Source organism: Cognatilysobacter lacus (genome assembly GCF_008274655.1).
GTDB classification, from domain to species: Bacteria; Pseudomonadota; Gammaproteobacteria; order Xanthomonadales; family Xanthomonadaceae; genus Cognatilysobacter; species Cognatilysobacter lacus.
The window spans coordinates 1-23,952 of record NZ_VTRV01000006.1; the positions used below are offsets into that span (position 1 = coordinate 1).

The window sequence follows — 23,952 nt, forward strand, 5'->3', positions numbered from 1 at the left end:
CCGCAGCTGCCGCGAATCTCGTCACGCAGTACATGGCGTCGCTGGGCGCCGGCGAGCTCGCGAAGGGCCAGGCGCTCTGGTCCACCACGCCGAACGACTCCGCCGTGCTCCAGCTCTCGCGCAATACGCCTTTCGACATCGGCGTAGGCGCGCCCACCACCGACGCAGGCGGACGCGTCGCGGTGCCCGTGCAGGTCCGCGGCAAGGCCGACGACGGCAGCGCGCGACACCTCATGGCGACCTACACGGTGCAGCGCAACGCATCCGGCGACTGGCAGATCATGTCCGCCATCGTGCGCGACGCGTCCCCCTGACGCCGGATGGAGGCTCCTCCCACGCTCGTGCTCGATACGAACGCGTGGCTCGACCTGCTGGTGTTTCGCGACCCGTTGCTGGACGGGCTTGCCGGCGCCGTCGATGACGCGACGTTGCGCCTCGCGACCGATCCGCGCGCACTCGCGGAACTCGCGCGCGTGCTGCGCTACGACGCCCTGCGGCTCGACGAGGTGTGCGCTGCCGCCCACCTCGCCGAAGCCGTGCGGCTTGCCCACACGATCGACGTACCGTCGATGCAGCTGCCGCGCTGCCCCGATGCCGACGACCAGATGTTCCTGGAAATTGCCGTGGCCGCGCGGGCAACCGCACTGGTCACGCGCGACGCCGCACTGCTCGGCATGTCGCGGCGCATGGGGCGCGACTACGGCTTCGCGATCATCGAGCCTGCCGGTTGGCGGAGCGCGCTGGCGCCCGACGTCCGCTAGCGCCTCGCGCGTCCGACCTCGGCGCCGCGCGTGACAGGTCAGATGTCGAACCGGTACGCCAGCTTCACCAGGAACTGTTCGCTGTCACGCAACCGGAACGAATCGCGCAGCTCGTCCTCCGCACGGAACTGGCCGTCGAATTGCTCCTCGAACAGGCTGCCGCCGCGCACGTAGGCGATGTACAGGTCGGACAGCGGCGCGAGTTCGTAGCGGTACCGCACCTGGAACCCGAGGTTGTCGAGGCCGAAGTCGTCGTGGCGGCGCGCCACCGGAATCACGCGCCGGTCGGCGCCGAGGTCGTACGACCGAAGTGCCTTGGCGTCGAGACCGATCGCTTCGAGCTTGACGCGCAATTCCTGCTTGGATCCGATCAGCCAGGTGCCTGCTGCCGATACGAACACCTGGTTCGAGCGATAGGAGGCGAGCGACGCGGGGCCGCCGCCGGTGGTGCCGCGCCAAAGCAGCCATTCGGGATTGTGCTGCACCGACACCGTCAGGCCGACGTTCGCGCTGTCGCTGACGAAATAGCGCGTGCTCAGCTCGGTCGAGACGCGGCCCTGGCGCCAGTCGCCCAGGCCGTCGACCGCATAGTTGAGGTTGCCGTAAAAGCCCCAGCGCCCGCGCCGCGGCAGGTCACGCTCGTAGAAGAACGACGGACGCACGGGCATGCGCACCGCACCGTGGCCGCGGGTGACTAGGTCATCGTTGCCGCTGCTGAAGGCGGAGAACTCGGCGTATTCGGTGCCGCCGTCGCGCGTTTCGCTCGAGCGGGACACGGCGACCGCGTTGGCGATCAGGAGGCCGTGGTCGTTGCTGCGACGGGACGCGGCGGCTCGCCACTGGTGGCTCGCATACATCGACGAAGCCGGCAGGTTGGTGAAGCGTCGTGAATATTCGTAGCGCGCGTAATTGAAGTTGTTGCGCTCGAGATAACCGAAATCGTTGAGCTGCAGGTGGTCGCCCAGGTGGAGCAGGTAGAGCTGCTGGCGACGGCCGCCGCCAAGTTCGTCGTCCACCCTCACCTGCGCACCGGTGTCGCGGATCCCGCGGCCCGCCTGGTCGACCGTCGAGCCCACGATCGTCGAATTGACGGTGAACGCCGACGACGGCGTCCACCGGTGATCGAACTCGCCGACGGTGGCCACGCGGTCAAGGTACGGGCGGTCGACGCGCGTAACCATCGCGCCGAAGCCCTGCGAACCGATGTCGCGCGTTGCGCGCAGCGCATAGAAATCGCGACCGACCTCATCGGCTTCCGTTGCGGCGAACACGCCATACGTCGTGCCGCCGGCGCTGCCATTGAGCTTGACCGCCGCCGTCACGTCGCCCGCGCCCTGGTTGTCGTCGCGCGCGCCGCCGACCCGCCGTGTGTAAATCAGCCGGTTCGCGGTGTTGAGCGAGCCGAACGGGACGTCGAAGAAACTCTGGTTCTCGGTGAAGAACGGGCGCTTGTCGCTGAAGAACGTTTCGACGGCGCCGAAGTTGACCACCAGCTGGTCGCTCTCGACCTGCCCGAAATCCGGGTTGAGCGTCGCCGACAGCTGGAACTGCCCGTTCGGCTTCCAGAACACGTCCGCGCCGCCGTCCACCTTCGCGCGATGGGCGACGTTGTCGAACACGCCCACCACGAAGGGTGTGACGGCGAGCAGCGACTGGCTGTACTTCGGCACTTCGATCGGCTGGAACGCGGAGAGGTAGCGCGCGTCGGCGTAGCTCACCGCCGGCCACGCCATGCGTTCGCCGGTGACGCCCACCACGCGATCGAGCTGCACGGTGATGCGGCGCGTGTCCGCCTGCGTCTTCTGCATCGGCGCGATGTACCAGGGCACCAGGATCTCCGCCGACCAGCCCGAGGCGTCCTCGCTGACCGCGTGGCGCCAGTTGCCGTCCCAGTCGTGATTGAACTGGTTCTCGTTGGTGATCGTGCCGTCCTCGATGCTGTCCGACAGCGACACCATGAAGTTGTAGCCGGTGCGGCCGTCGCCGTCGAAGTCGACATACAGGTTGACGCGATCGACCTGTCCGCCCTGGTCGCGCTGGCTGCGCTGGCGTCGGCGCTCGATGCCGGGCGGCTGGACGCTGTGGAACGCGACGGCGAGCCCTTCAGGCGTGGCCTTGATCCAGGCTTCGGTCGGGTACGGCGCGGGTTCGCGCGAAAGCGGCTGGGTCAGGCGGAAATCGGTGACGTGGCGGGCATCCGCCCACTCGGCCGTGTCGATGCGGCCGTCGACCTTCACGGGGACGGCGGCTAGCGACGGAAGCGGGACGAGCAGCGCAAGCGCGAGCATTGCGCGGAACAGGGGGGGCATGCGGTGGGTCCGGTGGGGCACGGCGCCCACAGAGGCCGCAGCGTACGCTCGGCGCTGCGACGCGGCCGAGGGTCGTAGGTCATGGCCGGGGACGACGGGCGTCCCCGTTTCGACCGGGCGCGATCAGGCGGACCTGCGCGAGGCCTTGGTGACCGACCGGCCACGCTCGGTTGCCCGGCGCTTCGTGGCGGCACCGCTTTCGACCTTCGTCGCAGCCTTCCTTGCGAGCTTCTTCGTCGCCTTCGGCGCGGTCTTCTTTGCTGCCTTCTTCAGCGCCCTGGCGGCTGGCGCCGGCTTGCGCTTGGGCTGCAGCATCGTGCCGGTGCAGTTGCGCGAACCGCAGCGGCAGCCCCAGATCTTCTTCAGCTGCGCGGTGTGCGCCTCGCCCAGCGTGATGCCGTAGTTGTACGTGAGCTCCTCGCCCACCTTTATCGCCTTCTTGGCTTCGATGAAGACGCGATCGCGGGAGCGGTCGTCGCCCTCGCTTTCCTCGATCAGCGAATCGCAGTTGGGCGAGCAGCTGTGGTTGATCCACTTGGCGATGTTGCCGCGGCGGGCGCCGTCGATCACGAACTCGTCGTTGATCGTGAACAGGAACGTGTGCCCCGATTCGGCCGAGCCTTCGTCGCCGGCGTCGACATCGTCATGCGTGCGGCGCTGCCCCCGGTATTCGATGATCCGCTCGCCCTTGGCGATCGGGGCGATGGCGAACACGCCCGTGCCGTGAATGGCGGAGCGGCGGGCGACGACCTTGCTGGGCATGCGGTGGACCGGCTGATGGGGAGCCGCATTCTGCCGTGACCGCAGCCCGCGGTCATCCATCCACGTGAACGCGCGCCCTCGCCGCCGCCACATGGCAGGCCTGGCGGATAAATCGTACAATATCGGTCCCGATTAAACTCCCGGGAAAAAGGCCAGCCGATGCTGCGCATTACCCGACTCACCGATTACGCCGCCGTGGTGCTCACCGTGCTTGCCGCATCGGCCGGTGAAGTGCTCAGCGCGTCGGATATCGCCGAGCAGGCGGGGCTTGAAGCCACCACCGTCAGCAAGGTGTTGAAGCCGCTGGCGCAGGCCGGCCTGGTGGAGGGTTTCCGCGGGGCGCACGGCGGTTATCGGCTGACTCGACCCGCGGTCGACGTGAAGCTGATCGAGGTAATCGAGGCGATGGAAGGCCCGCTCGCGGTGACCGACTGCAGCGTCCACGACGGCAACTGCGGGCTCGAGTCGTCGTGCGGCATGCGTCGCAACTGGCGGCGCGTTAACGACGTGATCGTGCAGGCGCTGCAGGGCATCTCGCTGCAGGACATGCTCGATCCCGAACCTGAACCCGATCCGCGCGCGACGCGCCGCATCGACCTGCGGCTTGCGAGCGCCTGAGGTAACGCCATGACCGAACAGATCGCCAACGCCGAGATCCACCAGCAACTCGGGCGCCGCTACGAAGCCGGCTTCGTCACCGATATCGAGTCGGACACGTTCCCGGTCGGCCTGGGCGAGGACATCGTGCGCGCGATCTCCGCCAAGAAGGAGGAGCCGGAGTGGATGACCGAATGGCGGCTCGCCGCATATCGCCACTGGCTGACCATGACCGCGCCCCACTGGGCGAAGCTCGAGCTGTCGCCGATCGATTTCCAGGCGCTGAGTTACTACTCGGCGCCAAAGGGCCCGAAGTACCAGTCGCTCGACGACGTGCCGAAGGAACTGCTCGATACCTACGACAAACTCGGCGTGCCGTTGCATGAGCGAGCAAGGCTCGCCGGCGTCGCCGTCGACGCGGTGTTCGATTCGGTTTCGGTCGGCACCACGTTCCGCAAGGAACTGGCCGAAAAGGGCGTGATCTTCTGTTCGATGTCCGAAGCGATCCGCGAGCATCCGGATCTCGTCCGCCAGTATCTGGGCAGCGTCGTATCGGCCAGCGACAATTTCTTCGCCGCGCTCAATGCCGCCGTCTTCTCCGACGGCAGCTTTGTTTACATCCCAAAGGGCGTTCGCTGCCCGATGGAGCTGTCGACGTATTTCCGCATCAACGCCAGCGACACCGGCCAGTTCGAGCGCACGTTGATCATCTGCGAGGACGCTGCCTACGTCAGTTACCTCGAAGGCTGCACGGCGCCGATGCGCGACGAAAACCAGCTGCACGCGGCGGTCGTCGAGCTTGTTGCGCTCGAGGGCGCCGAGATCAAGTACAGCACCGTGCAGAACTGGTATCCCGGCGATGAGAACGGCGTCGGCGGCATCTACAACTTCGTGACCAAGCGCGGCGAGTGCCGCGGTGCAAGGTCGAAGATCAGCTGGACACAGGTGGAGACGGGGTCGGCGATCACCTGGAAATATCCAAGCTGCGTGCTGATCGGCGACGACTCGGTCGGCGAGTTCTATTCGGTGGCGCTGACCCATCACCGGCAGCAGGCCGACACCGGCACCAAGATGATCCACATCGGCAAGCGCACGAAGAGCAAGATCGTGAGCAAGGGCATCAGCGCCGGCCGCGGTCAGAACACCTATCGCGGCCTCGTGCGCGTGCAACGATCCGCCGAGGACGCGCGCAACTACACGCAGTGCGACTCGTTGCTGATCGGCAAGAAGTGCGGCGCCCACACGTTCCCGTACATCGAGGTGCGCAATGCGGGCGCCAAGGTCGAACACGAGGCGACCACGTCGAAGATCAGCGACGACCAGATGTTCTATTGCCGGTCACGCGGAATAACGCAGGAGGACGCGGTGTCGATGATCGTCGACGGGTTCTGCAAGTCCGTGTTCCGCGAACTTCCGATGGAGTTCGCGGTGGAAGCCAAGAAATTGCTCGAAGTCAGCCTTGAAGGCGCGGTGGGCTGATCCCGCGCACCGGAAACTCCGCGCAGGCCGCGATGCGCGGCTCGCAGCGGCAACACATCGGGCGCGCCGACGAATGCGCCGACCCCAACGGGACACAAGAATGCTGAAGATCGAAAACCTCCACGTCCGCGTCGCCGGCAACGAGATCCTGCGCGGCCTCACGTTGGAAGTGGCTGCCGGCGAAGTGCACGCGATCATGGGCCCGAACGGCGCGGGCAAGTCGACCTTGGGCAACGTCCTGGCCGGGCGCGAGGGCTACGAGGTCACGGAGGGAACCGTCGAATTCGACGGTCACGACCTGCTCGCGCTGGCGCCGGAAGAGCGCGCCGCGAGCGGCGTCTTCCTCGCGTTCCAGTACCCCGTCGAGATCGCGGGCGTCAACAACACCTACTTCCTTCGCACGGCGCTCAACGCGCAGCGCAAGGCGCGCGGCGAGGAAGAACTGGACTCCATGCAGTTCCTCAAGCGCGTGCGCGAGAAGCTGGCGGTGCTGCACCTGAAGGACGAACTCCTGCATCGCGGCGTCAACGAAGGCTTCAGCGGCGGCGAGAAGAAGCGGAACGAGATCTTCCAGCTGGCGTTGCTCGAACCGAGGCTCGCAATCCTGGACGAGACGGACTCCGGCCTCGACATCGATGCGTTGAAAGCCGTCGCGCACGGTGTCAACGCGCTGCGTTCGCCCGATCGCGCATTCCTGGTTATCACCCATTACCAGCGCCTGCTCGACTACATCCGGCCCGATGTCGTGCACGTGCTAGCGGAAGGCCGCATCGTCGAAACCGGCGGCCCGGAGCTGGCGCTGGAACTCGAACAGCACGGCTACGCGTGGCTCAAGGATCGCGTGGCACCCGGGGTCGATGCCTGACATGAGCGCCCTGCTCGATTCGCTCACCGCCGCCTTCGACATGCTGCCGCAGCGCGACGCCGGCGGCCTGGGCGAATCTCGCCGCTCCTCGCTTGCCGCGGTGCGCCGCGACGGCCTGCCCGGGCCGCGCGTCGAATCATGGAAATACACGAGCCTGCGTTCGCTGGAGCGTCGCGAGTTCTCGCCCGCGACGGCACCGGGCTTGCTAGACGATGCGTGGATCGCCGGGATCCCGGCACCGCGCATCGCCTTCGTCAACGGGCGTTTCGCCGAATCGCTGAGCGACTTCGACGGACTCCCCGCTGGCGTGGACTTCGAGCCGGTCACGGCCGTGCTCGCGCGCGGCGCTGCGATCGAAGGCGCCGCGTTCGACACCGAGGTGGAGCCTGAGGACCGACCGTTCGCACGTCTCAATGCCGCGCTGTTCAGCGACGGCGCGCTGATCCGCGCCAAGCCGGGCGTTCGCAGCCCCGACGCGCTGAACGTCGTCGTCATCGGTGCGCCTGCTGCGGGCGACGTCGCGTCCCACCTCCGCCATCTGGTCGATCTCGGCGAGGGCGCGCGACTCGAGGTCGTCGAACACGTGGTCGGTGGCGCTCCGCATGCGAATCTCGCCACGTCGGTCGCGCACATCCGGCTGGCTGCGGGCGCGCACCTTGTGCATGCCCGCGTGCAGGACGAATCCGACGGCGCGCAGCTGTTCGCGCGCACGGATGCCGTGCTCGCGCACGATGCCGTGTATGACCGCCTCGACCTCGAGCTTGGGGCGGGCCTGTCGCGTCATGAACTGGATATCGCGCTGCCCGGCGAGCGCGCCCGCGTCCGCGCGAATGGCGTGCTGCTGGGGACCGCACGTCGCCATCTCGACACACGCATCGGCCTCGACCATGCCGGGCGCGACGGCACGTGCGAACTCACGTGGCGCGGTCTGGCCGCCGGGCGCTCGCGTGCTGCGTTCCACGGCGGGATCCTGATCCGCGAGGGCGCCGACGGCACTGCGGCTTCGCTGTCGAACAAGAACCTGCTGTTGTCCGACGCTGCCGAGATCGATTCGCAGCCGGTCCTGGTGATCCATGCGGACGAAGTGCAGGCCGCGCATGGCGCCACGGTCGGCCAGCTCGACCCGACGGCGCTCTTCTACCTGCGTTCGCGCGGGATTCCGGCACCCGAGGCGCGCGAGTTGCTCACCGCCGCGTTCTGCCGCGAGAGCCTCACGGTGCTTGCGGACGGCCCGACGCGCGAGCGCCTCGCGGCGCGGCTCGACGCCGCGCTGGCCAGGATCGAAGCCACATGACCGCGATCCCGACGGCGGCCGCCATCGACTGGGCTCGCGTTCGCGCGGACTTCCCGCTGCTGCAGCGCACGGTCCACGGCAAGCCGCTCATCTATCTCGACTCGGCGAACACCGCGCAGAAGCCAGCCGCCGTCATCGACGCAGTCGACGATTTCTATCGCCTGCATAACGCCAATGTCAGCCGTGCCGTTCACACCCTTGGTGCGGAAGCGACCGAATCTTACGAAGGCGCGCGCAGGAAGCTGGCCACGTTCCTCAACGTTCGTGCCGATGAGCTCGTGCTGTGCAGCGGCACGACGTTCGCGATCAACCTCGTCGCCTACAGCTGGGCGCTGCCGCGGCTGAAGCCCGGCGACGCCATCGTGCTGACGCGCATGGAACACCACGCGAACATCGTGCCTTGGCAGATCATCGCCGAGCGCACGGGCGCCGTGATCAGGGTGGCCGAGCTCGATGATCGCGGGGACATCGACCTCGATGCGCTGTATGCGCTGCTCACGCCCGAAGTGAAGCTGCTGGGCGTCGCGCACGTTTCGAACGTGCTCGGCACCGTCAACCCGGTGCGCGACATCTGCCGCGAAGCGCGCCGCCGCGGCATCGTCACCGTCATCGATGGTTCGCAGGCCGCACCGCATCGCGCGCTCGACGTCGCGGCCATCGGCTGCGACTTCTACGCGATCACCGGCCACAAGATGGTGGGCCCGACCGGCACCGGCGCGTTGTGGGCACGCCGCGAGCACCTGCAGTCGATGCCGCCGTTCCTGGGCGGCGGCGAGATGATCCGCGAGGTCAGCTTCGCAGGCACCGTGTACAACGATCCGCCGCACCGCTTCGAGGCCGGCACGCCGAATATCGCCGGGTTCGTGGGCCTGGGCGCCGCGGTCGACTACCTGTCGTCGGTCGGCATGGCGGCGATCGAGGCGCGCGAGAAGGAGTTGCTTGCACATGCAACGGAAGCGCTGTCGTCGATCGATGGCGTCCGCATCCTCGGCCGCGCGCGCGAGAAAGCCGCGGTGGTCAGCTTCGTCGTCGACGGCGCACATGCGCATGACCTCGCGACGCTGCTCGACCTCGAAGGCGTCGCGGTCCGCTCGGGCCAGCACTGCGCACATCCGCTGATGCGGGCGTTCGGCGTGGCCGCCACCTGCCGTGCGTCGTTCGCCTTCTACAACACCCACGCCGAGATCGACACCTTCGCCGCAGCGCTGGTGAAGGTCCGTCGCCTGCTCGGCTGACGCCAAGTTCACCCACGGACCGAACCATGGACTTCCGCTTCCGCCCGGCCGCGCAGCCCGATGTCGACGCGATTGTCGCGCTCGTGGAATCGGCCTATCGCGGCGAACCCAGCCGCGCAGGCTGGACCACGGAAGCCGACCTCCTCGACGGCCGTCGAACCGGCGCTGCCGACGTAAGGGCGTGCATCGACCGGCCGCGCAGCGTGATCCTGCTGGCGGAGGCGCCGGGCCGCGGAATCGTCGGTTGCGCGCACGTGGCCGAAGAAGACGGTGGCGGCTACTTCGGCATGTTCTCGGTGCAACCAACGCTTCAGGGTGCCGGGCTGGGCAAGCAGCTGCTGGCCCGGGCCGAGCAAACGGTATTCGAACGGTGGCGCCTCCCCGTGATGCGCATGACGGTCATCGACGTGCGCGACGAACTGATCGCGTTCTACGAGCGGCGCGGCTATCGACGCACCGGCGTGCACAAGCCGTTTCCCTACGGGGACGAACGCTTCGGCGAGCCGCGGCGCGACGATCTTCGCTTCGAAGTGCTGGAAAAAGCGTCCACCCTCTCCTCCACGCAGGACACCTGAGCATGCAGGGCTGGACACGCGTGTGTGCGCTCGCCGACCTGCTCCCGGGCGAGAGCCGTGTTGCGTGGGACGGCGATACGCCGATCCTGGTGGTCAACCTCGACGGCGCCCTGTATGCCGTCGAGGATCGCTGCACGCACGAGGATTTCGAGCTGTCGGCCGGCTCGGTCGACGCGGTCGAGGGCAGCGTCGAGTGCGTGCTGCACGGCGCACGCTTCGACCTCCGGAGCGGCCACGCACTGTGTGGCCCCGCGTACGTACCGGTGACGAGCTTCCCTGTGCAGGTGGTCGACGGCGACGTCTGGACTCGCGACGACCGTTGAGCGCGGCGGCGCGACGACCAGCCGGCCCGGCGATCGTCATTTCGAACTTCACTCGCCCGACGCTGCGGCGCGCACGGGACCCTCGCGGTTCGACAAGCGCGAGCCGAAGCAGCGCCGGGCGTTTTGGCCAGCGCGAGGCTTGGCTGCGCTGACGGCTCGCTGCCGGCTCAAACCCAATACCCCCGCCTCACGGCTCGCGAGGCGCGAGCTCCAACATGGGGTGCGAGGCCACGGCGCGCGGCACGAGGCGGATCACCAGTGCCTCCCCGCCGCCGTCGAGTACATGGCGGAGCCGCGTGTCGCCGGCTTGCAGGATCGCGGTGTCGCCCATCGCGAGGCCCGGCAGCCCGCTCGCATCGGCGAAACGCACGTGGCCCGCCAGCAGGTGCACGACCCAGGTGCTTCCGGGCTCGGCAAACACCACCATCGCGCCAACGACGGGCCGGCGCCACAGGTCCGCGTCGAAACGGTCGCGACGCCACATCAGGTTGAAGTCGTGCGTGGGCCCGGCGACCAGCTCGCCGTGTACCGGCACCTCGCCCGCGAATCGATGGCGGCCGTGCGGCGGAAGCACGTCGACCGTCGCGCCGTCGTCGAAACGCAGGCGCATGCCCTCGCCCGACAGCAGCACGAGCTCGCGATCGACGCCCGCAAACGTCGAGAACGGGCCATCGGCACCGACCTCCGCGATCGACAGGCGCCAGTCCCAATCCTCGCCGCCCGCCGGCTCGGCATGGATCTCGCGGGTCCATCCGGCGCCGTTCTTCCAGCGCGTGCGACGGTACTCGTAGGACGGGACCACGCGGGATCGCGGCATGGCGGGCGACGGCATCGACATTTGCCGAGTATGCCGTCGCGCGCGCGGCACGACGGCAACGGCCGCCGGCGGGCTCCAAGCCCACCGGCGGCCTACATCCCTGTCGGGGTCCGTCCCCGGTTCGCAGGCATCCATGCCCGCCGGCCGTTGTCCGTGCGGCCGGTGTTCGTCGATCAGCGGGCGAGGCTCGCGCCCCGGGCCGGCATGCGCGCGGCCACCGGTCGCGCCGCCGCGACGTTGCCCAGCACGATGCGGTCGCGGTTCTTCTCGATCGTCTTGACGCCGATGCCCTTCACCAGCGCCAGCTGGTCGATGCTGCGGAATGGGCCGTTCGTCTTGCGGTAGGCGACGATCGCCTGGGCCTTGGCCGGGCCGATGTTGGTCAGCACGCGGTCAAGCGTGCCGGCGTCGGCGACGTTGATGTTGACGCGCTCCACCGCGGCCGTCGGACGCGCGACGGGCCGGGCGACGGGCACGGCGGCGACGGCGGCGCCGGTCAGGGCGAGGGACAGCGCAACGGTCTGCAGGAGGCGGGAAAGGTTCATGACGGGGTCCTTGTCGGTGGCGTGGCCGTGTCGGCCGGTGAGGGAAAGTCTCCGGATCGGCCGCGGCCGCCGCGATCGGCAGGCACCCCGGGCGGCGGCGGGATTCTCCGTGCCGTGACGTAGGAAAAGTCCGACACACGCCGGGCGGTAGAATCGTCGACCGCCTTTCACCTCCCCCCGAGGCCCCATGGACGCATCTCGCGTCGAAGCATTCGTGTCGCGCAAGTGGGACGACGAAATCGTCCCGCAACTCGTCGACTACATCCGTATCCCCTGCAAGTCCCCGATGTTCGACGCGGACTGGGTCGCCAACGGCTACATGGACAAGGCCGTCGCGCAGATGGTGGCCTGGGCGCGCGCCCAGGCCATCGACGGCATGGTGCTCGAGGTGGTGCGCCTGGAAGGCCGCACGCCGCTGATCTACATCGAGATCCCGGCCGCGAATGGCGGCCCCGCGGACGACTGCGTACTGCTGTACGGGCACATGGACAAGCAGCCCGAGATGACCGGGTGGGACGACGACCTCGGCCCGTGGACGCCGGTGATCAAGGGCGACCGGCTGTACGGTCGCGGCGGCGCCGACGACGGCTACGCCATCTTCGGTTCGCTCACCGCGATCATGGCGCTGCGCGAGCAGGGCCTGCCGCATGCGCGCTGCGTCGTGGTGATCGAGGCCTGCGAGGAATCGGGCAGCTACGACCTGCCGGCCTACGTCGACCACCTGGCGCCCCGCATCGGCAAGCCATCGCTGGTCGTCTGCCTCGACTCGGGCTGCGGCAACTACGAGCAGCTCTGGTGCACGACGTCGTTGCGCGGCCTTGCCGGCGGCAACCTGACGGTGCGCGTGCTGCACGAGGGCGTGCACTCGGGCGACGCGTCCGGCGTGGTGCCGTCGAGCTTCCGCATCCTGCGCGAGCTGCTGTCGCGCATCGAGGACGCGACGACCGGCCGCATCCTCATCGACGGCATGCATGTCGAAGTGCCCGCCGAGCGCATGGCGCAGGCACAGGAGGCGGCGCGCGTGCTCGGCGCCGCCGTGTACGACAAGTTTCCGTTCATGGACGGCATGTCGCCGATGGGCGACGACCTGACGGAACTGGTGCTCAATCGCACCTGGCGGCCGGCGCTGTCGGTGACCGGTGCCGACGGACTGCCGTCGCTGCAATCGGCCGGCAACGTGCTGCGCCCGTTCACTGCCGTGAAGCTGTCGCTGCGCCTGCCGCCGACGCTCGACGGCAAGCGCGCGGGCGAGTTGCTGGAAGAAGCCATCACCGCCAACCCGCCGTACGGTGCGCACGTGACGTTGGAACTGGAAAAGGCGAGCTCCGGCTGGAATGCGCCCGCGTTGTCGCCGTGGCTGGACACAGCGATCGGCGAAGCGAGCCGCGCCTTCTTCGGCGAGCCGGCGATGTACATGGGCGAAGGCGGCAGCATTCCGTTCATGGGCATGCTCGGCGAGAAGTTCCCGGGCGCGCAGTTCATGATCACGGGCGTGCTCGGGCCGCACAGCAATGCACACGGGCCGAACGAGTTCCTGCACATCCCCATGGGCAAGCGCGTCACCGCGTGCGTCTCGCATGTGGTCCACCGGCATGCGCTGGCCTCTGCACGCGGCGAAACGACCGGCGTTGCGGCGGTCGCTGGCGGCGAGCATCGCGGCGACCACGGCTGCTGCTGACCGACTGAACCGCGACGCGGCGTACCAGGCGCGGCTTGCACAGCGCGCTTACGACGTCGCCGCGAGCATCGGCGTGCCCATAGGAGACCCGCGATGTTCCATGGATTCTTCGGTTACCTGATCGGCGGCGCGATCGTCGGCGTGCTGGCACGCATCGTGAAGCCGGGCCCCGAGAACGTCGGCCTGATCATGACGATCCTGATCGGCGCCGCCGGCGCCGCGATCGCCGGCACGCTGATGCCCGGCAGCGGCGCGATGTCGTGGGTGGTCGCGATCGCGACGGCGGTGATCCTGCTGATCGTCTACCAGGGCGTGTTCAAGCGGCCGCGACCGCCGCGCGATTGAACTGGCGCCTGCTTCGCCAACCTAGGCCGTCGTGTGCCCTGACACGCTCGCGCCTTGGACGGGGTCGGCAGTCGTCCGCTCAGCGGTCCAGCAGCCGCTGCACCACCCGTTCGGCCAGCGCCTCGGGCGACGCGGAACACGTGTCCAGCACGATCTCCGCGTTCTCGGGCACCTCGTAGGGTGAGTCGATCCCCGTGAAGTTTGGAATGCGACCGGCGCGCGCCTTCGCATAGAGCCCTTTCGCATCGCGCGACTCGGCGAGTTCGAGCGGCGTGTCGACGAATACCTCGATGAATTCGCCATCGTCGAACAGGCCGCGCGCCAGGCGACGTTCGGAACGGAACGGGGAAATGAAGCTCACCAGCACGATCAGCCCCGCATCCGTCATCAGCTTCGCGACTTCCGCGACGCGCCGGATGTTCTCGACGCGGTCCTCGTCGGTGAACCCTAGGTCCTTGTTGAGGCCGTGACGCACGTTGTCGCCGTCGAGGATGTACGTATGCAGGCCGAGCGCATGCAAGCGCTTTTCGACGAGGTTCGCGATCGTCGACTTGCCCGCGCCGGATAATCCGGTGAACCAGATGCAGCGCGGCGACCGGCCCTTGATGCGCGCACGCGCGACCTTGTCGACTTCGATGTGCTGCCAGTGGATGTTGGCCGCACGACGCAGCGCGAAATCGATCGTGCCCGCGCCGACGGTCGCGTTGGTATGCCGGTCGATCAGGATGAAGGCGCCCATCTCGCGGCTGTCGCGGTAGGCCTCGAATGGCACGGGGTGGTCGAGATACAGATTGCAGTACCCGACCTCGTTCATTTCGAGGTGCTTTGCCGCGAGCGGCTCCTGCGTGTTCACGTCGACCTTGTGCTTGATCTCGGTGACGCTGGCGCCGACCTCGCGCGCCCCGATCTTCAGCCAGTACGGCCGGCCCGGCAGGAGCGGCTGCACGTCGAACCAGAGCAGGTGCGCCGCGAACTGGTCGCTCACTTCGGGCGCGTCGTGGGCGCCGGCAATGACGTCGCCGCGGCTGATGTCGAGCTCGTCGGCCAGTGTCAGCGTGACCGCCCTGCCCGGCGTCGCGACGTCGATGTCGCCATCGGCAGTGACGATCCGTGCGACCTTCGAACGTCGTCCCGCCGGCAGCGCGACGACCTCGTCGCCCGGCCGCACCGCACCCGCCGCGACCGTGCCCGAGAAGCCTCGGAAATCCTGGTTGGGGCGATTGACCCACTGCACCGGCATGCGGAAACCCCGGTCCATGGCCGGCGCATCGAGCGGCACGGTTTCGAGGAACTCGAGCAGCGCGGGGCCCGTGTACCACGGCATGTTCGGCGAGCGCCCGACCAGATTGTCGCCTTCCAGCGCCGACAGCGGCACGGCGCTGACATGCGCGATGCCGAGTGATGCCGACAGCTCGCGATACTCCGCGGTGATCGAATCGAAGACCGCTTCGTCGTAGTCGACGAGGTCCATCTTGTTCACCGCCAGCAGTACGTGGCGGATTCCCAGCAGCGAAACGATGTAGCTGTGTCGCCGAGTCTGCGTCAGCAGGCCCTTGCGCGCGTCCACCAGCACGACGGCGGCGTCGGCAGTGGACGCGCCCGTCGCCATGTTGCGCGTGTATTGCTCGTGGCCCGGGCAGTCGGCGACCACGAACGCGCGCCTGGGCGTGCTGAAGTAGCGGTAGGCCACGTCGATCGTGATGCCCTGCTCCCGCTCGGCAGCCAGGCCGTCGAGCAGCAGCGCGTAGTCGACGCGTTCGCCCTGCGTGCCGTGGCGGCGGCTGTCGCTGGCGAGTGCGCTCAACTGGTCGTCGAATACGCCGCGCGTGTCGTGCAGCAGGCGCCCGATCAGCGTGCTCTTGCCATCGTCGACACTGCCGCAGGTGATGAACCGCAGCAGTTGGCGCGACTCGTGGCTGGCCAGGTAGGCCGCCACGGCCCCGGGCGCATCGTCAAGGCGCGTCATCAGAAGTAACCCTCGCGCTTCTTCTTTTCCATCGATGCGGACGGGTCGTGGTCGATCACGCGGCCGTGCCGTTCCGAGGTGGTGGCAACCAGCATTTCCGCGATGATCTTCTCGAGCGTGTCCGCGTCCGATTCGACCGCCCCGGTGAGCGGATAGCAGCCGAGCGTGCGGAAGCGGACCCGGCGCATGGTGGGGGTCTCGCCGTCGCGCAGCGGCAGCCGATCATCGTCGAGCATGATCAGCGCCCCGTCGCGTTCGACCACCGGACGTTCCGCCGCGAAGTACAGCGACGGCACCGGGATCTTCTCGCGGTAGATGTAGAGCCAGATGTCGAGTTCGGTCCAGTTCGACAGCGGGAACACGCGCACCGATTCGCCCGGCTGCACACGCGTGTTGTAGACGTTCCACAACTCCGGCCGCTGGTTCTTCGGATCCCATGCATGCTGGCGATTGCGGAAGGAGAACACGCGTTCTTTCGCGCGCGACGTCTCCTCGTCGCGACGCGCCCCGCCGATCGCCGCATCGAAGCGATAGGCATCGAGAGCCTGCTTCAGCGCCTGCGTCTTCATGATGTCGGTGTGGATCGTGGCGCCGTGCGACACCGGCCCGACGCCCTCGGCCACGCCCTGCGGATTGGTGTGCACGCGCAGCTCGACGCCCGTTTCAGCGGCGCGGCGGTCGCGGAATTCGATCATCTCGCGGAACTTCCACGCGGTGTCGACGTGCAACAGCGGAATGGGCGGGCGCGCCGGGAAGAACGTCTTGAGCAGCAGGTGCAGCAGAACGGAGCTGTCCTTGCCGACCGAATACAGCATCACGGGATTGCGGAACGACGCCGCCACCTCGCGGAGGATGTGAAGGCTTTCGGCCTCGAGGCGGTCGAGATGGCTGAGGCGGGGAAAGGTCATCGGCGGGCTGCTGCGGGTCGGCGTGCCGATTATGGCGGCTTGTCGTTTCCGATCCGCAGCGGTCGCTTGCGCACCCCGGTTGCGTTTAGAGACGGCCTGCGTCCGATCCGTGCGTCCGCAGCGTTCGATCAACGGTGCGCCATCGCGGGCGATGGCACTGCACCCTAGCCCGTCCCCCAACGACTCCCCCGCCATGGCCCTCTTCGACAGCATCCTCGACACCATCGGCTCGACACCGATCGTCCGTCTCCACCGGCTGGCGCCGAAGGGCGTCACGCTCTATGCGAAGGTCGAATCGTTCAATCCGGGCGGCTCGGTGAAGGATCGCCTCGCGTTGGCGATCGTGCTCGACGCGGAAAAGCGCGGTCAGCTCAAGCCCGGCGACACCATCGTCGAGGCCACGTCGGGCAACACCGGCATCGCGTTCGCCATGGTCGCGGCCGCGCGCGGCTACAAGTTCGTCGCGGTGATGTCGGATTCGTTCTCGGTCGAGCGCCGCAAGCTGATGCGGGCCTACGGGGCGCGCGTGATCCTGACGCCGGCGGCCGAGCGCGGCACGGGCATGGTGCGTCGCGCGAAGGAGCTGGCCGACAAGCACGGCTGGTTCCTGGCGCGCCAGTTCGAGAACGAGGCCAACCCGGCCTTCCATCGCAGCACGACCGGCCCCGAAATCCTGCGCGATTTCGCCGGGCGTCGACTGGATTTCTTCGTCACCGGCTGGGGCACGGGCGGCACCCTCACCGGCGTCGGCCAGGTGCTGAAACTCGCGCGGCCGGAGGTCAAGGTGATCGCGGCGGAGCCCGCCGGGGCCGCGCTGCTGGCCGGCGAGACGTGGCAGCCACACAAGATCCAGGGCTGGACGCCCGACTTCATCCCCGAGGTGCTCGATGCGTCGGTCGCGGACGACATCCTCAAGGTCGACGACCTCCTGGCCCGCGACACGGCGCGTCGCCTCGCCACGGAGGAAGGCATCTTCGTCGGCATTTCCGCGGGAGCCACGGCGGCAGCGGCGCTCCGCGTGGCCGAGTCGGCGGCGGAGGGCGCGGTGATCCTTGCGATGCTGCCCGACACCGGCGAGCGCTACCTCTCGACCCTGCTGTTCGAAGGCGTCCCGGAGGGTTCCGACGACGATTGGCTGCAGTCGCTGGGTGACACCAACCTGCCCTGAGCCCGCGCGCCGGCGGGGCTTTCTGCGAAACCATCCGCAGCCGACATTGCTTTACACATGGATACATGGACAATCCGGGCGGCGGGCGCGCTACTGGCGGCCCGTCGCAGCTGCGACATCTCGGGATTCCCGCCATGAAGAGCTCCCTGGTCCTCGCAATCACACTCGCCCTCGCCGCGCCGGCGGCGTTTGCACAGCACATGCCCGCACCGGCCGCCGCCGCTGCTGCCGCGAACGTGACCGCACCTCACCTGCACGCCGCGCTCCGGGCGCTGTGGCACGGCCATGTCGTCCACGCCCGCGAGTACGCGTTCGCGGTCCACGCGGGCAATGCGAAGGCGTCGAAGAAGGCGGACGCCGCGGTCGTCGCCAACGCGAAGCAGATCGCAGCCGCAGTGGGCGGCTTCTACGGTGACGGCGCCCGCCGCCAGATGCAGCAACTGCTCGCGGGCCATTGGGGCGCGGTCAAGCACATCACCGATGCCAGCCGCGCAGGCGACGCCGCCGGCCGCACGCGTGCGATCGCCGATCTCACCGAAAACGCGAAAGCCATCGCGGCGTTCCTGTCGGGCGCGAATCCGTACCTGCCGAACGATGCGGTGTTCGGCCTGCTGGCCGCGCATGGCGGCCACCACGTCGCCCAGATCGACCAGGTCATGAAGAACGACGGCGCGGGCGAAGCGGTCACCTGGTCGGCAATGCAGAAGCACATGGACACGATCGCCGATGCGCTCGCCGGCGCCATCGCCAAGCAGTTCCCGGCAAAGGCGACCTGATGTCGACGGCGCAGCCAGGCGGCACGCGCCAGGCCCTGCTGCGCCACCTCCTGCGCGGCGGGCCGCAGGGCGCCGACGTGGAATCGCTCTGCGGCGCCCTTCGCATCAGCCACAACGCGGTGAGGCAGCACCTCACCGCCGCCCTCGCCGCGGGCCTGGTCGAACACGCGCCTGCCCGAGCCACGGGCGGGCGTCCACAGTCGCGGTACAGGCTTACCGTCGCGGGGCAGGAACGGTTTCCGCGCAACTACGGGCTCATCGCGGGCGCACTGCTCGAGGCGGTTTCCGACCGCCTGGGCAGCAACGCGACCAAGGATCTGCTCACCGACCTCGGCGGTGCACTGGGCCGCGCCGATCCGATCGATCCGGCGCGGCCCGACGCCGAGATCGCCGATGCGCTGGCTGATCGCCTGCAGCGCGCAGGCTACGAAGCCGTGCCCACCCTGCGCGGCGGGCAGGCACAGGTGGAGGCGTTCAACTGCGTCTTCCACGCGATCGCGCGCGAGAACGCCGACGTCTGCCGCTTCGACATCGCCTTCCTCGAGGCCGCCAGTGGCCGCCGCATCCAGCACGCCGAATGCATCGTCCGCGGCGGCCACGTCTGCCGCTTCCTGATCGGGCACTCGCCGCCACCGCAACGCTGACACCGCGATTGCGCCTTCGCGCCACCCGGCTACCCTGTCGCCTCGCGGCCGTCGCCGCGGGGAGCAACGATGGATCTCGGCAACACCCCCGACCTGCGCGAAACCGCGCGCCTCGACTGGGCCCGCTCGGCCACCGGCAACCCCGACATCACCCTCGTCGCCGCCTCGGCGGACGCGGGCTTTCGCAGCTACTGGCGCACCGTCGGTGAATCGCCGACGCGCATCGTCATGGACTCCCCGCCCGACAAGGAGGACGTGCGCCCGTGGCTTGCCATGCGCGACGTGCTCGAAGCAGGCGGCGTTCGCGTTCCGCGCGTCCTGGCGCGGGATGTCGACACCGGTTTCCTGCTGCTCGAAGACCTCGGCGCGCAGACCTACCTGCACGTAATCACCGACACCAACGCCGACGAGCTGTTCGAGGCCGCGGTGACCCAGTTGCTGCGCCTGCAGTCGATCGCGCCGCCGTCCAACCTGCCCGCCTATGACGAGGCCTTGCTCGCGCGCGAACTTCGCCTGTTCGACGAATGGTTCCTCACGCAGCACCTCCGCATCGAACTCGACCGCGACGACCTCGAGGACCTGGACGCCGCGTATCGCTTCCTCATCGACGCTGCACTCGCGCAGCCGCGCGTATTGGTGCATCGCGACTTCATGCCGCGCAACCTGATGCCGACCGACGACGGCGACGGCCCGGCCGTCCTCGACTTCCAGGATGCGGTCGTCGGCCCGATCGCCTACGACGCGCTCAGCCTGTTCAAGGATGCCTTCCTGAGCTGGCAGGAGGCCTCGGTGCTTCGATGGCTCACGCGCTACCACGAGCGTGCGTTGATCGCAGCGCTTCCCGTGCCATCGCTGGAGCGCTTCCTGCGCGACGCCGAACTGATCGGCGTGCAGCGCCACCTCAAGGTGCTTGGCATCTTCGCGCGGCTGAACCATCGCGACGGCAAGCCGAAATACCTCGAAGACGCGGCCCGCTTCGTCGCCTATATCGATGCGGTGCTGCCGCGCTATCCGGGGCTCGCGCCGCTCGCACGCCTGATCGAGCGTCGCGTGCGTCCCTCCTTCCCGCGCGTCGACGCATGAGGGCGCTCGTCCTGGCGGCGGGCCTCGGCGAACGTATGCGCCCGCTCACGCTCACGACGCCCAAACCGCTGCTGGAGGCGGGCGGCAAGTCGCTGATCGCATGGCATCTGGAAAAGCTGGCCGCGATCGGCGTCGACGACGTCGTTCTCAACACCAGCTGGCTCGCGTCGAAGTTTCCCGAAGCGCTGGGCGACGGCTCGCGCTGGGGGCTGCGGCTGCACTACATCCAGGAAGGCGATGTGCCCCTGGAGACCGGCGGCGGCATGTGGAACGCGCTCGGTTCGCTGTCGCCCGACGGGCAGCCGTTCATTGCGGTCAATGGCGACATCTGGAGCGACTACGACTTCGCGCGCCTGCCGCGCGAACCCGAAGGTCTTGCGCACCTGGTGCTCGTCGACAACCCGGCCCACAACGGTGCGGGCGATTTCGCGCTGGAAGGCACGCGCGTGCGCAGCGAAGGAGCGACGCGGCTGACCTTCTCCGGCATCGGGGTCTATCGGCCTGCGCTGTTCGATGAGTGGCGCGCGATCGTCGGCAGTGTCGCGGGCGTGGACGCAACGCCGCCGCGGTTCAAGCTAGCTCCCCTGTTGCGCGCCGCCATGCGCGGCGATGCAGTGTCGGGCGAGCACCACGCAGGCAAGTGGACCGATGTCGGCACCCCGCAGCGGCTCGCGGCACTCGACCTCGAGTTGCGTGACAGCTGACGCGCCGACGCGGAGCACTACTGGCGCGACGAATGAGCGGAATACCGGGTTATCGACGCACAGCAGCCATCAATCGGGCCGCTCCGCGCCGTGACCGAGCACGTCACGCAGGAACGGCACGCTGAGCCTGCGCTGCGCGGCGAGCGCCTCGCGGTCGAGCCGGTCGAAGAGCTGCGCAAGGCTTCCCAGGTCGCGACCCACGCGGCGCAAGAGCCAGTCGAGCGCGGCTTCGTCGATGGCCAGCCCGCGCCGTTGCGCGCGCTGACGCAGCACCTCCCGCCGCGAATCGTCGTCGAGCGGTTGCAGCGCAAGGCCGACGCACTGACCGAGCCGCGAGCGCAGGTCCGGTAGCGCCAGTTCGAGCGCATCGGGTCGCGCAGTCCCCGCGTAGATCACGTTCGCGCCGCCGGCCCGCGCACGATTGTGGAAGTCGAACAGCGCCACTTCGTCAGCGCGATTGCCGGCGATCGCGTCCAGGTCGTCGATGGCGACGAGGTCCATGCCTTCGAGCGCCTGCACGGCGTCCGCAACGCGGCCTGCGAGACCCATCACCGAGAGGTAGGCGGGGCGACGCCCGGCCTCCAGCGCCTGCGTGCATGCACCGAGCAGCAGGTGCGTCTTGCCCGAGCCCGCCAGGCCGCTGACGTAGAGCCAGTCGGACGCCGCGACGGTTGCGCTCGACGCGAGCAGCGCGATCGCGCCCTCCGGCGCGCCTACGAACGTTTCCAGCCGCTGGTCGGGCGGATACCGCAGCGCCAAGGGCAGCTGCGGCACGTGCCGGCCGCCGGACATCACGGCGGCCCGTGGCTGGCGCCGGAGTCCGTCACGATCAGCGGCGCATCGCCGGCATACATGTGGCTCTCGCGATACCGCTCGTGCGCATAGCGCAGCAGCACGTTCGACACCGCAGCCACCGGCAGCGCGAGCAGCATCCCGAGGAAACCGAACAGCTGGCCGCCGGCAAGCACGGCGAAGATCACCGCCATGGGGTGCAGCCCGATCCGGTTGCCGACGAGCTTCGGCGTCAGCACGTAACTCTCGATCACCTGCCCGACGCCGAACACCGCCAACACGCCGGCGACATGCTGCCAGTCGCCGAACTGCATCAACGCCGCAATCAGGCCGAGCACGATCCCGCTGGTCGGGCCCAGGTACGGCACGAAGGTCAGCAGGCCGGACGTGAGGCCGATCAGGATTCCGAGATCGAGCCCCACGAGCCACAGGCCGGCGCCGTACATCACGCCGAGGATCAGCATCACCAGGAACTGGCCACGCAGGAACGCGGCGAGCACGTCGCTCGCTTCCTTTGCCAGTCGCGAGACGACCGGTAGATGCGCGCGTGGCACCAGCGACGCGGCGCGCTCGACCAGCAGATCCCAGTCGCGCAGGAAGAAGAACGTCAGCACAGGCAGCAGGACGACGTTCGCGAGCAGCCCGATCAGCGCGAACCCCGAACGCGACAGGTAGCCCAGCATCGTCGCGGCGAGCCCACCGGCGCGTTGCCAGTGCGTGCGTGCAAGCAGCGTCAGGCGGTCGATGTCCAGCCATGCATGGAGCTGGAATCCGGTGCGGGTTTCGATCCACGGCACCGCAGTGCCGATGAACCAGTCGCGGTAGCCCGGGAGCGACTGCAGCAGCACCACGATCTGGCGCTCGATCGCGGGCACCAGCAACAGCAGGACCAACAGCACGACCAGCGTCATGACGACGAACACGGCGGCGACCGACGCACTGCGGCCGTGTCCGCGCTGCTCCAGGCGGTGTACGACGGGATCGCCCAGCCAGCCGAGCAACGCGGCCACGGCGAACGGCGTCAGCACTGGCGCCAGCACCCACAGCAGCCAGCCGGCCAGCGCAACCACCGCCGCCCATTGCAGGCGGCGCAGGAATAGCGCGATGTCCTCGAGCGGCGCGGTGTCTTGCATCAGCGCAGGTGGAAGGTGGTGGACGATTCGTCCTCGCCCGCCTGCTCCAGAACGCCGTCCTTCGCGACCGCCTTCGAGAAGCCGGAAACGCCGCTCACGAGTTCGAGCTCGTAGGTCAGGCCGTCGGGCGTCGCGCGCAGCACGGTCGAGCGCTTCACCACCGCGAGGCGCTCGAGATAGGCCGCGAGGCGGATGAAGTCGTCGGTGCTGTTGATGCCGGTGATCGTCACCACGTACTTGCCGGGCGGTCCGATCGTCTTGCCGGGCCTGGCGTACTTGCGGATCAGCGCGTCGGCCGCGATGTCCGCACCGCCGGCCATCGTGCGGCGCGCATCGCGGTCATAGGTCGCGGATTTCGCCAGCTGCCTGCCGTTGTCCAGGAACGTCCATTCCGCCTGCCAGCCGCCGGCCACGGTGCGATAGAGCTTGCCGATCAGCTGCATCGGCGGCGCGTACTTTGCCGACGCACGCCCGATCGCGCCGACGTCGCCACGCCAGATCGAACCCACCAGGGCCTGCTCGGCCGCATTGCCCGCAGGCAGGCCGAGGGCATAGCCGCGCTGCTTCGCGCGATCGAGCACCGGGCGCGCCGCCGCACTCTTGTCGACGCCGACCAGGCGCGGACCATTGCCCGAACCGTCGTCGATCGCGAGCCAGAGCACAGGCTTGGGCCGGGGCGTCGGCCATGACTGCAGGCCGAGCGTGGCGATGATGTCGTCGACCTTCTTCGCGTCGAACTGCACGACGAGCGTCGTGTTGTAGGTGGGCGCGCCCGTCGGGCCGATGCCCTCGTCCTGGCGGTAGTCGTAGTGCCCGACGTATTCGCGCGCACGGCGCAGTTCGTCGCCGACGCCCGGCTTCTGGTTGACGGCGCGGTCGCCCGTGACGCGCGTGAGCACCTGCAGCAGCCCGCGGGCGAAGCCCGAGTTGCGCTGGGCGTCGCCCTGGTTGTTGACGACCACCTCCGCCGAGTAGGGGCCGGACGCGGATGCCCGGGACCCCTCCACGCGTTGCGCCAGCACGGCCGTGCTGGAGGCGAGGAGAAGAAAGGCGAGGAAGATCCGGTATGCGCGCGCCATCGCCGGCCAAAGGTCGTGGACTGGCCGGACATGGTGCCGCAGCGCCGCCGGGCCGTCCACGCCGGCGGGCTGCCGCGGCACGCGCTGGTAGAATCCGGGGCTCTTCACACGACC

Annotated in this window: 24 protein-coding genes and 1 pseudogene; 16 read left to right on the forward strand and 9 right to left on the reverse strand. The window is 68.7% G+C overall.

The features are described 5' to 3' along the window. Window positions 1–314: hypothetical protein (locus FW784_RS14185; RefSeq protein WP_187770614.1), on the forward strand; the 314-nt coding region annotated here is incomplete at its 5' end. Window positions 315–320: 6 nt separating this feature from the next. Then, window positions 321–761: a putative toxin-antitoxin system toxin component, PIN family gene (locus FW784_RS01040; protein WP_149351499.1), complete on the forward strand. Its 441-nt coding sequence runs from the start codon at window positions 321–323 to the stop codon at window positions 759–761. Between the two features lie 38 nt (window positions 762–799). Here FW784_RS01040 and FW784_RS01045 read toward each other — a convergent pair whose 3' ends face one another. After that, entirely contained in the window at window positions 800–3,070 is a 2,271-nt protein-coding gene (locus tag FW784_RS01045; protein WP_235893524.1) for a DUF5916 domain-containing protein, read from the reverse strand. 297 nt (window positions 3,071–3,367) lie between these two features. Next, window positions 3,368–3,832: pseudogene (locus FW784_RS01050) on the reverse strand (SET domain-containing protein); the annotation flags it as partial. A gap of 159 nt (window positions 3,833–3,991) precedes the next feature. On the opposite strand from FW784_RS01050, the gene FW784_RS01055 reads away from it, so the two are divergent. The 7 genes from FW784_RS01055 (at window position 3,992) to FW784_RS01085 (ending at window position 10,200) form a co-directional block, all read left to right on the forward strand. Further along, a complete protein-coding gene (locus FW784_RS01055; protein ID WP_149351501.1) occupies window positions 3,992–4,450 on the forward strand; it encodes an SUF system Fe-S cluster assembly regulator in 459 nt (152 codons plus the stop codon). 9 nt (window positions 4,451–4,459) lie between these two features. Further along, window positions 4,460–5,908 carry a Fe-S cluster assembly protein SufB gene (gene sufB / locus FW784_RS01060; RefSeq protein WP_149351502.1) on the forward strand — a complete coding sequence of 483 codons (1,449 nt, stop codon included), beginning with the start codon at window positions 4,460–4,462 and terminating at the stop codon, window positions 5,906–5,908. A 100-nt stretch (window positions 5,909–6,008) separates the two neighbouring features. Beyond that, a complete protein-coding gene (gene sufC / locus FW784_RS01065; protein WP_149351503.1) occupies window positions 6,009–6,773 on the forward strand; it encodes a Fe-S cluster assembly ATPase SufC in 765 nt (254 codons plus the stop codon). A 1-nt stretch (window position 6,774) separates the two neighbouring features. Beyond that, complete coding sequence (gene sufD, locus FW784_RS01070; protein WP_149351504.1) at window positions 6,775–8,067, forward strand: Fe-S cluster assembly protein SufD; 1,293 nt, start codon at window positions 6,775–6,777, stop codon at window positions 8,065–8,067. Beyond that, window positions 8,064–9,302 carry a cysteine desulfurase gene (locus FW784_RS01075; protein WP_149351505.1) on the forward strand — a complete coding sequence of 413 codons (1,239 nt, stop codon included), beginning with the start codon at window positions 8,064–8,066 and terminating at the stop codon, window positions 9,300–9,302. The genes sufD and FW784_RS01075 overlap by 4 nt, the downstream gene beginning before the upstream one ends. Before the next feature lie 26 nt (window positions 9,303–9,328). Next, a complete protein-coding gene (locus FW784_RS01080; protein ID WP_149351506.1) occupies window positions 9,329–9,877 on the forward strand; it encodes a GNAT family N-acetyltransferase in 549 nt (182 codons plus the stop codon). A 2-nt stretch (window positions 9,878–9,879) separates the two neighbouring features. After that, window positions 9,880–10,200, forward strand: coding sequence for a Rieske (2Fe-2S) protein (locus FW784_RS01085; protein WP_149351507.1), 321 nt, complete (start codon window positions 9,880–9,882; stop codon window positions 10,198–10,200). A gap of 187 nt (window positions 10,201–10,387) precedes the next feature. On the opposite strand, the gene FW784_RS01090 is transcribed toward FW784_RS01085, so the two are convergent. Together FW784_RS01090 and FW784_RS01095 are read right to left on the reverse strand one after the other, a co-directional pair. After that, window positions 10,388–11,038 carry a HutD/Ves family protein gene (locus FW784_RS01090; RefSeq protein WP_149351508.1) on the reverse strand — a complete coding sequence of 217 codons (651 nt, stop codon included), beginning with the start codon at window positions 11,036–11,038 and terminating at the stop codon, window positions 10,388–10,390. A gap of 152 nt (window positions 11,039–11,190) precedes the next feature. Next, a complete protein-coding gene (locus tag FW784_RS01095) occupies window positions 11,191–11,562 on the reverse strand; it encodes a ComEA family DNA-binding protein (RefSeq protein WP_149351509.1) in 372 nt (123 codons plus the stop codon). A gap of 187 nt (window positions 11,563–11,749) precedes the next feature. On the opposite strand from FW784_RS01095, the gene FW784_RS01100 reads away from it, so the two are divergent. Next, window positions 11,750–13,240, forward strand: coding sequence for a M20 family metallopeptidase (locus tag FW784_RS01100; protein WP_149351510.1), 1,491 nt, complete (start codon window positions 11,750–11,752; stop codon window positions 13,238–13,240). 93 nt (window positions 13,241–13,333) lie between these two features. Then, window positions 13,334–13,585 (forward strand): GlsB/YeaQ/YmgE family stress response membrane protein, encoded by a 252-nt coding sequence (locus tag FW784_RS01105; RefSeq protein WP_149351511.1) that lies wholly within the window; start codon window positions 13,334–13,336, stop codon window positions 13,583–13,585. Window positions 13,586–13,664: 79 nt separating this feature from the next. Here the strand turns inward: FW784_RS01105 and cysN are convergent, their stop codons facing one another. After that, complete coding sequence (cysN, locus tag FW784_RS01110; RefSeq protein ID WP_149351512.1) at window positions 13,665–15,551, reverse strand: sulfate adenylyltransferase subunit CysN; 1,887 nt, start codon at window positions 15,549–15,551, stop codon at window positions 13,665–13,667. After that, window positions 15,551–16,459 carry a sulfate adenylyltransferase subunit CysD gene (cysD, locus tag FW784_RS01115; protein ID WP_149351513.1) on the reverse strand — a complete coding sequence of 303 codons (909 nt, stop codon included), beginning with the start codon at window positions 16,457–16,459 and terminating at the stop codon, window positions 15,551–15,553. Before cysD ends, cysN begins: the two co-directional genes overlap by 1 nt. A gap of 193 nt (window positions 16,460–16,652) precedes the next feature. On the opposite strand from cysD, the gene cysK reads away from it, so the two are divergent. The 5 genes from cysK to murU all read left to right on the forward strand — a co-directional run bounded on the left by cysK (window position 16,653) and on the right by murU (window position 20,834). After that, window positions 16,653–17,627, forward strand: a complete 975-nt coding sequence (cysK, locus tag FW784_RS01120) for a cysteine synthase A (RefSeq protein ID WP_149351514.1) — start codon at window positions 16,653–16,655, stop codon at window positions 17,625–17,627. Window positions 17,628–17,761: 134 nt separating this feature from the next. Beyond that, a complete protein-coding gene (locus tag FW784_RS01125) occupies window positions 17,762–18,403 on the forward strand; it encodes a hypothetical protein (RefSeq protein WP_149351515.1) in 642 nt (213 codons plus the stop codon). Continuing rightward, the gene (locus tag FW784_RS01130) at window positions 18,403–19,047 is read left to right on the forward strand and encodes a helix-turn-helix transcriptional regulator (RefSeq protein WP_149351516.1); all 645 of its coding nucleotides are present in this window, start codon (window positions 18,403–18,405) and stop codon (window positions 19,045–19,047) included. Before FW784_RS01125 ends, FW784_RS01130 begins: the two co-directional genes overlap by 1 nt. A gap of 69 nt (window positions 19,048–19,116) precedes the next feature. Beyond that, on the forward strand, window positions 19,117–20,130 hold the full coding sequence (locus FW784_RS01135) for an aminoglycoside phosphotransferase family protein (RefSeq protein WP_149351517.1): 1,014 nt from the start codon (window positions 19,117–19,119) through the stop codon (window positions 20,128–20,130). Then, window positions 20,127–20,834, forward strand: coding sequence for an N-acetylmuramate alpha-1-phosphate uridylyltransferase MurU (gene murU / locus FW784_RS01140; RefSeq protein ID WP_149351518.1), 708 nt, complete (start codon window positions 20,127–20,129; stop codon window positions 20,832–20,834). The genes FW784_RS01135 and murU overlap by 4 nt, the downstream gene beginning before the upstream one ends. A 69-nt stretch (window positions 20,835–20,903) precedes the next feature. Here murU and hda read toward each other — a convergent pair whose 3' ends face one another. Genes hda through FW784_RS01155 form a run of 3 tightly spaced genes read right to left on the reverse strand, consistent with a single transcriptional unit; the run spans window position 20,904 to window position 23,946 of the window. Beyond that, the gene (gene hda, locus FW784_RS01145) at window positions 20,904–21,626 is read right to left on the reverse strand and encodes a DnaA regulatory inactivator Hda (RefSeq protein WP_149351519.1); all 723 of its coding nucleotides are present in this window, start codon (window positions 21,624–21,626) and stop codon (window positions 20,904–20,906) included. After that, window positions 21,626–22,759 (reverse strand): AI-2E family transporter, encoded by a 1,134-nt coding sequence (locus tag FW784_RS01150; RefSeq protein ID WP_149351520.1) that lies wholly within the window; start codon window positions 22,757–22,759, stop codon window positions 21,626–21,628. The genes hda and FW784_RS01150 overlap by 1 nt, the downstream gene beginning before the upstream one ends. Then, window positions 22,759–23,946 (reverse strand): DUF2066 domain-containing protein, encoded by a 1,188-nt coding sequence (locus FW784_RS01155; protein ID WP_235893525.1) that lies wholly within the window; start codon window positions 23,944–23,946, stop codon window positions 22,759–22,761. Before FW784_RS01155 ends, FW784_RS01150 begins: the two co-directional genes overlap by 1 nt. Between the last annotated feature and the right edge of the window lie 6 nt (window positions 23,947–23,952).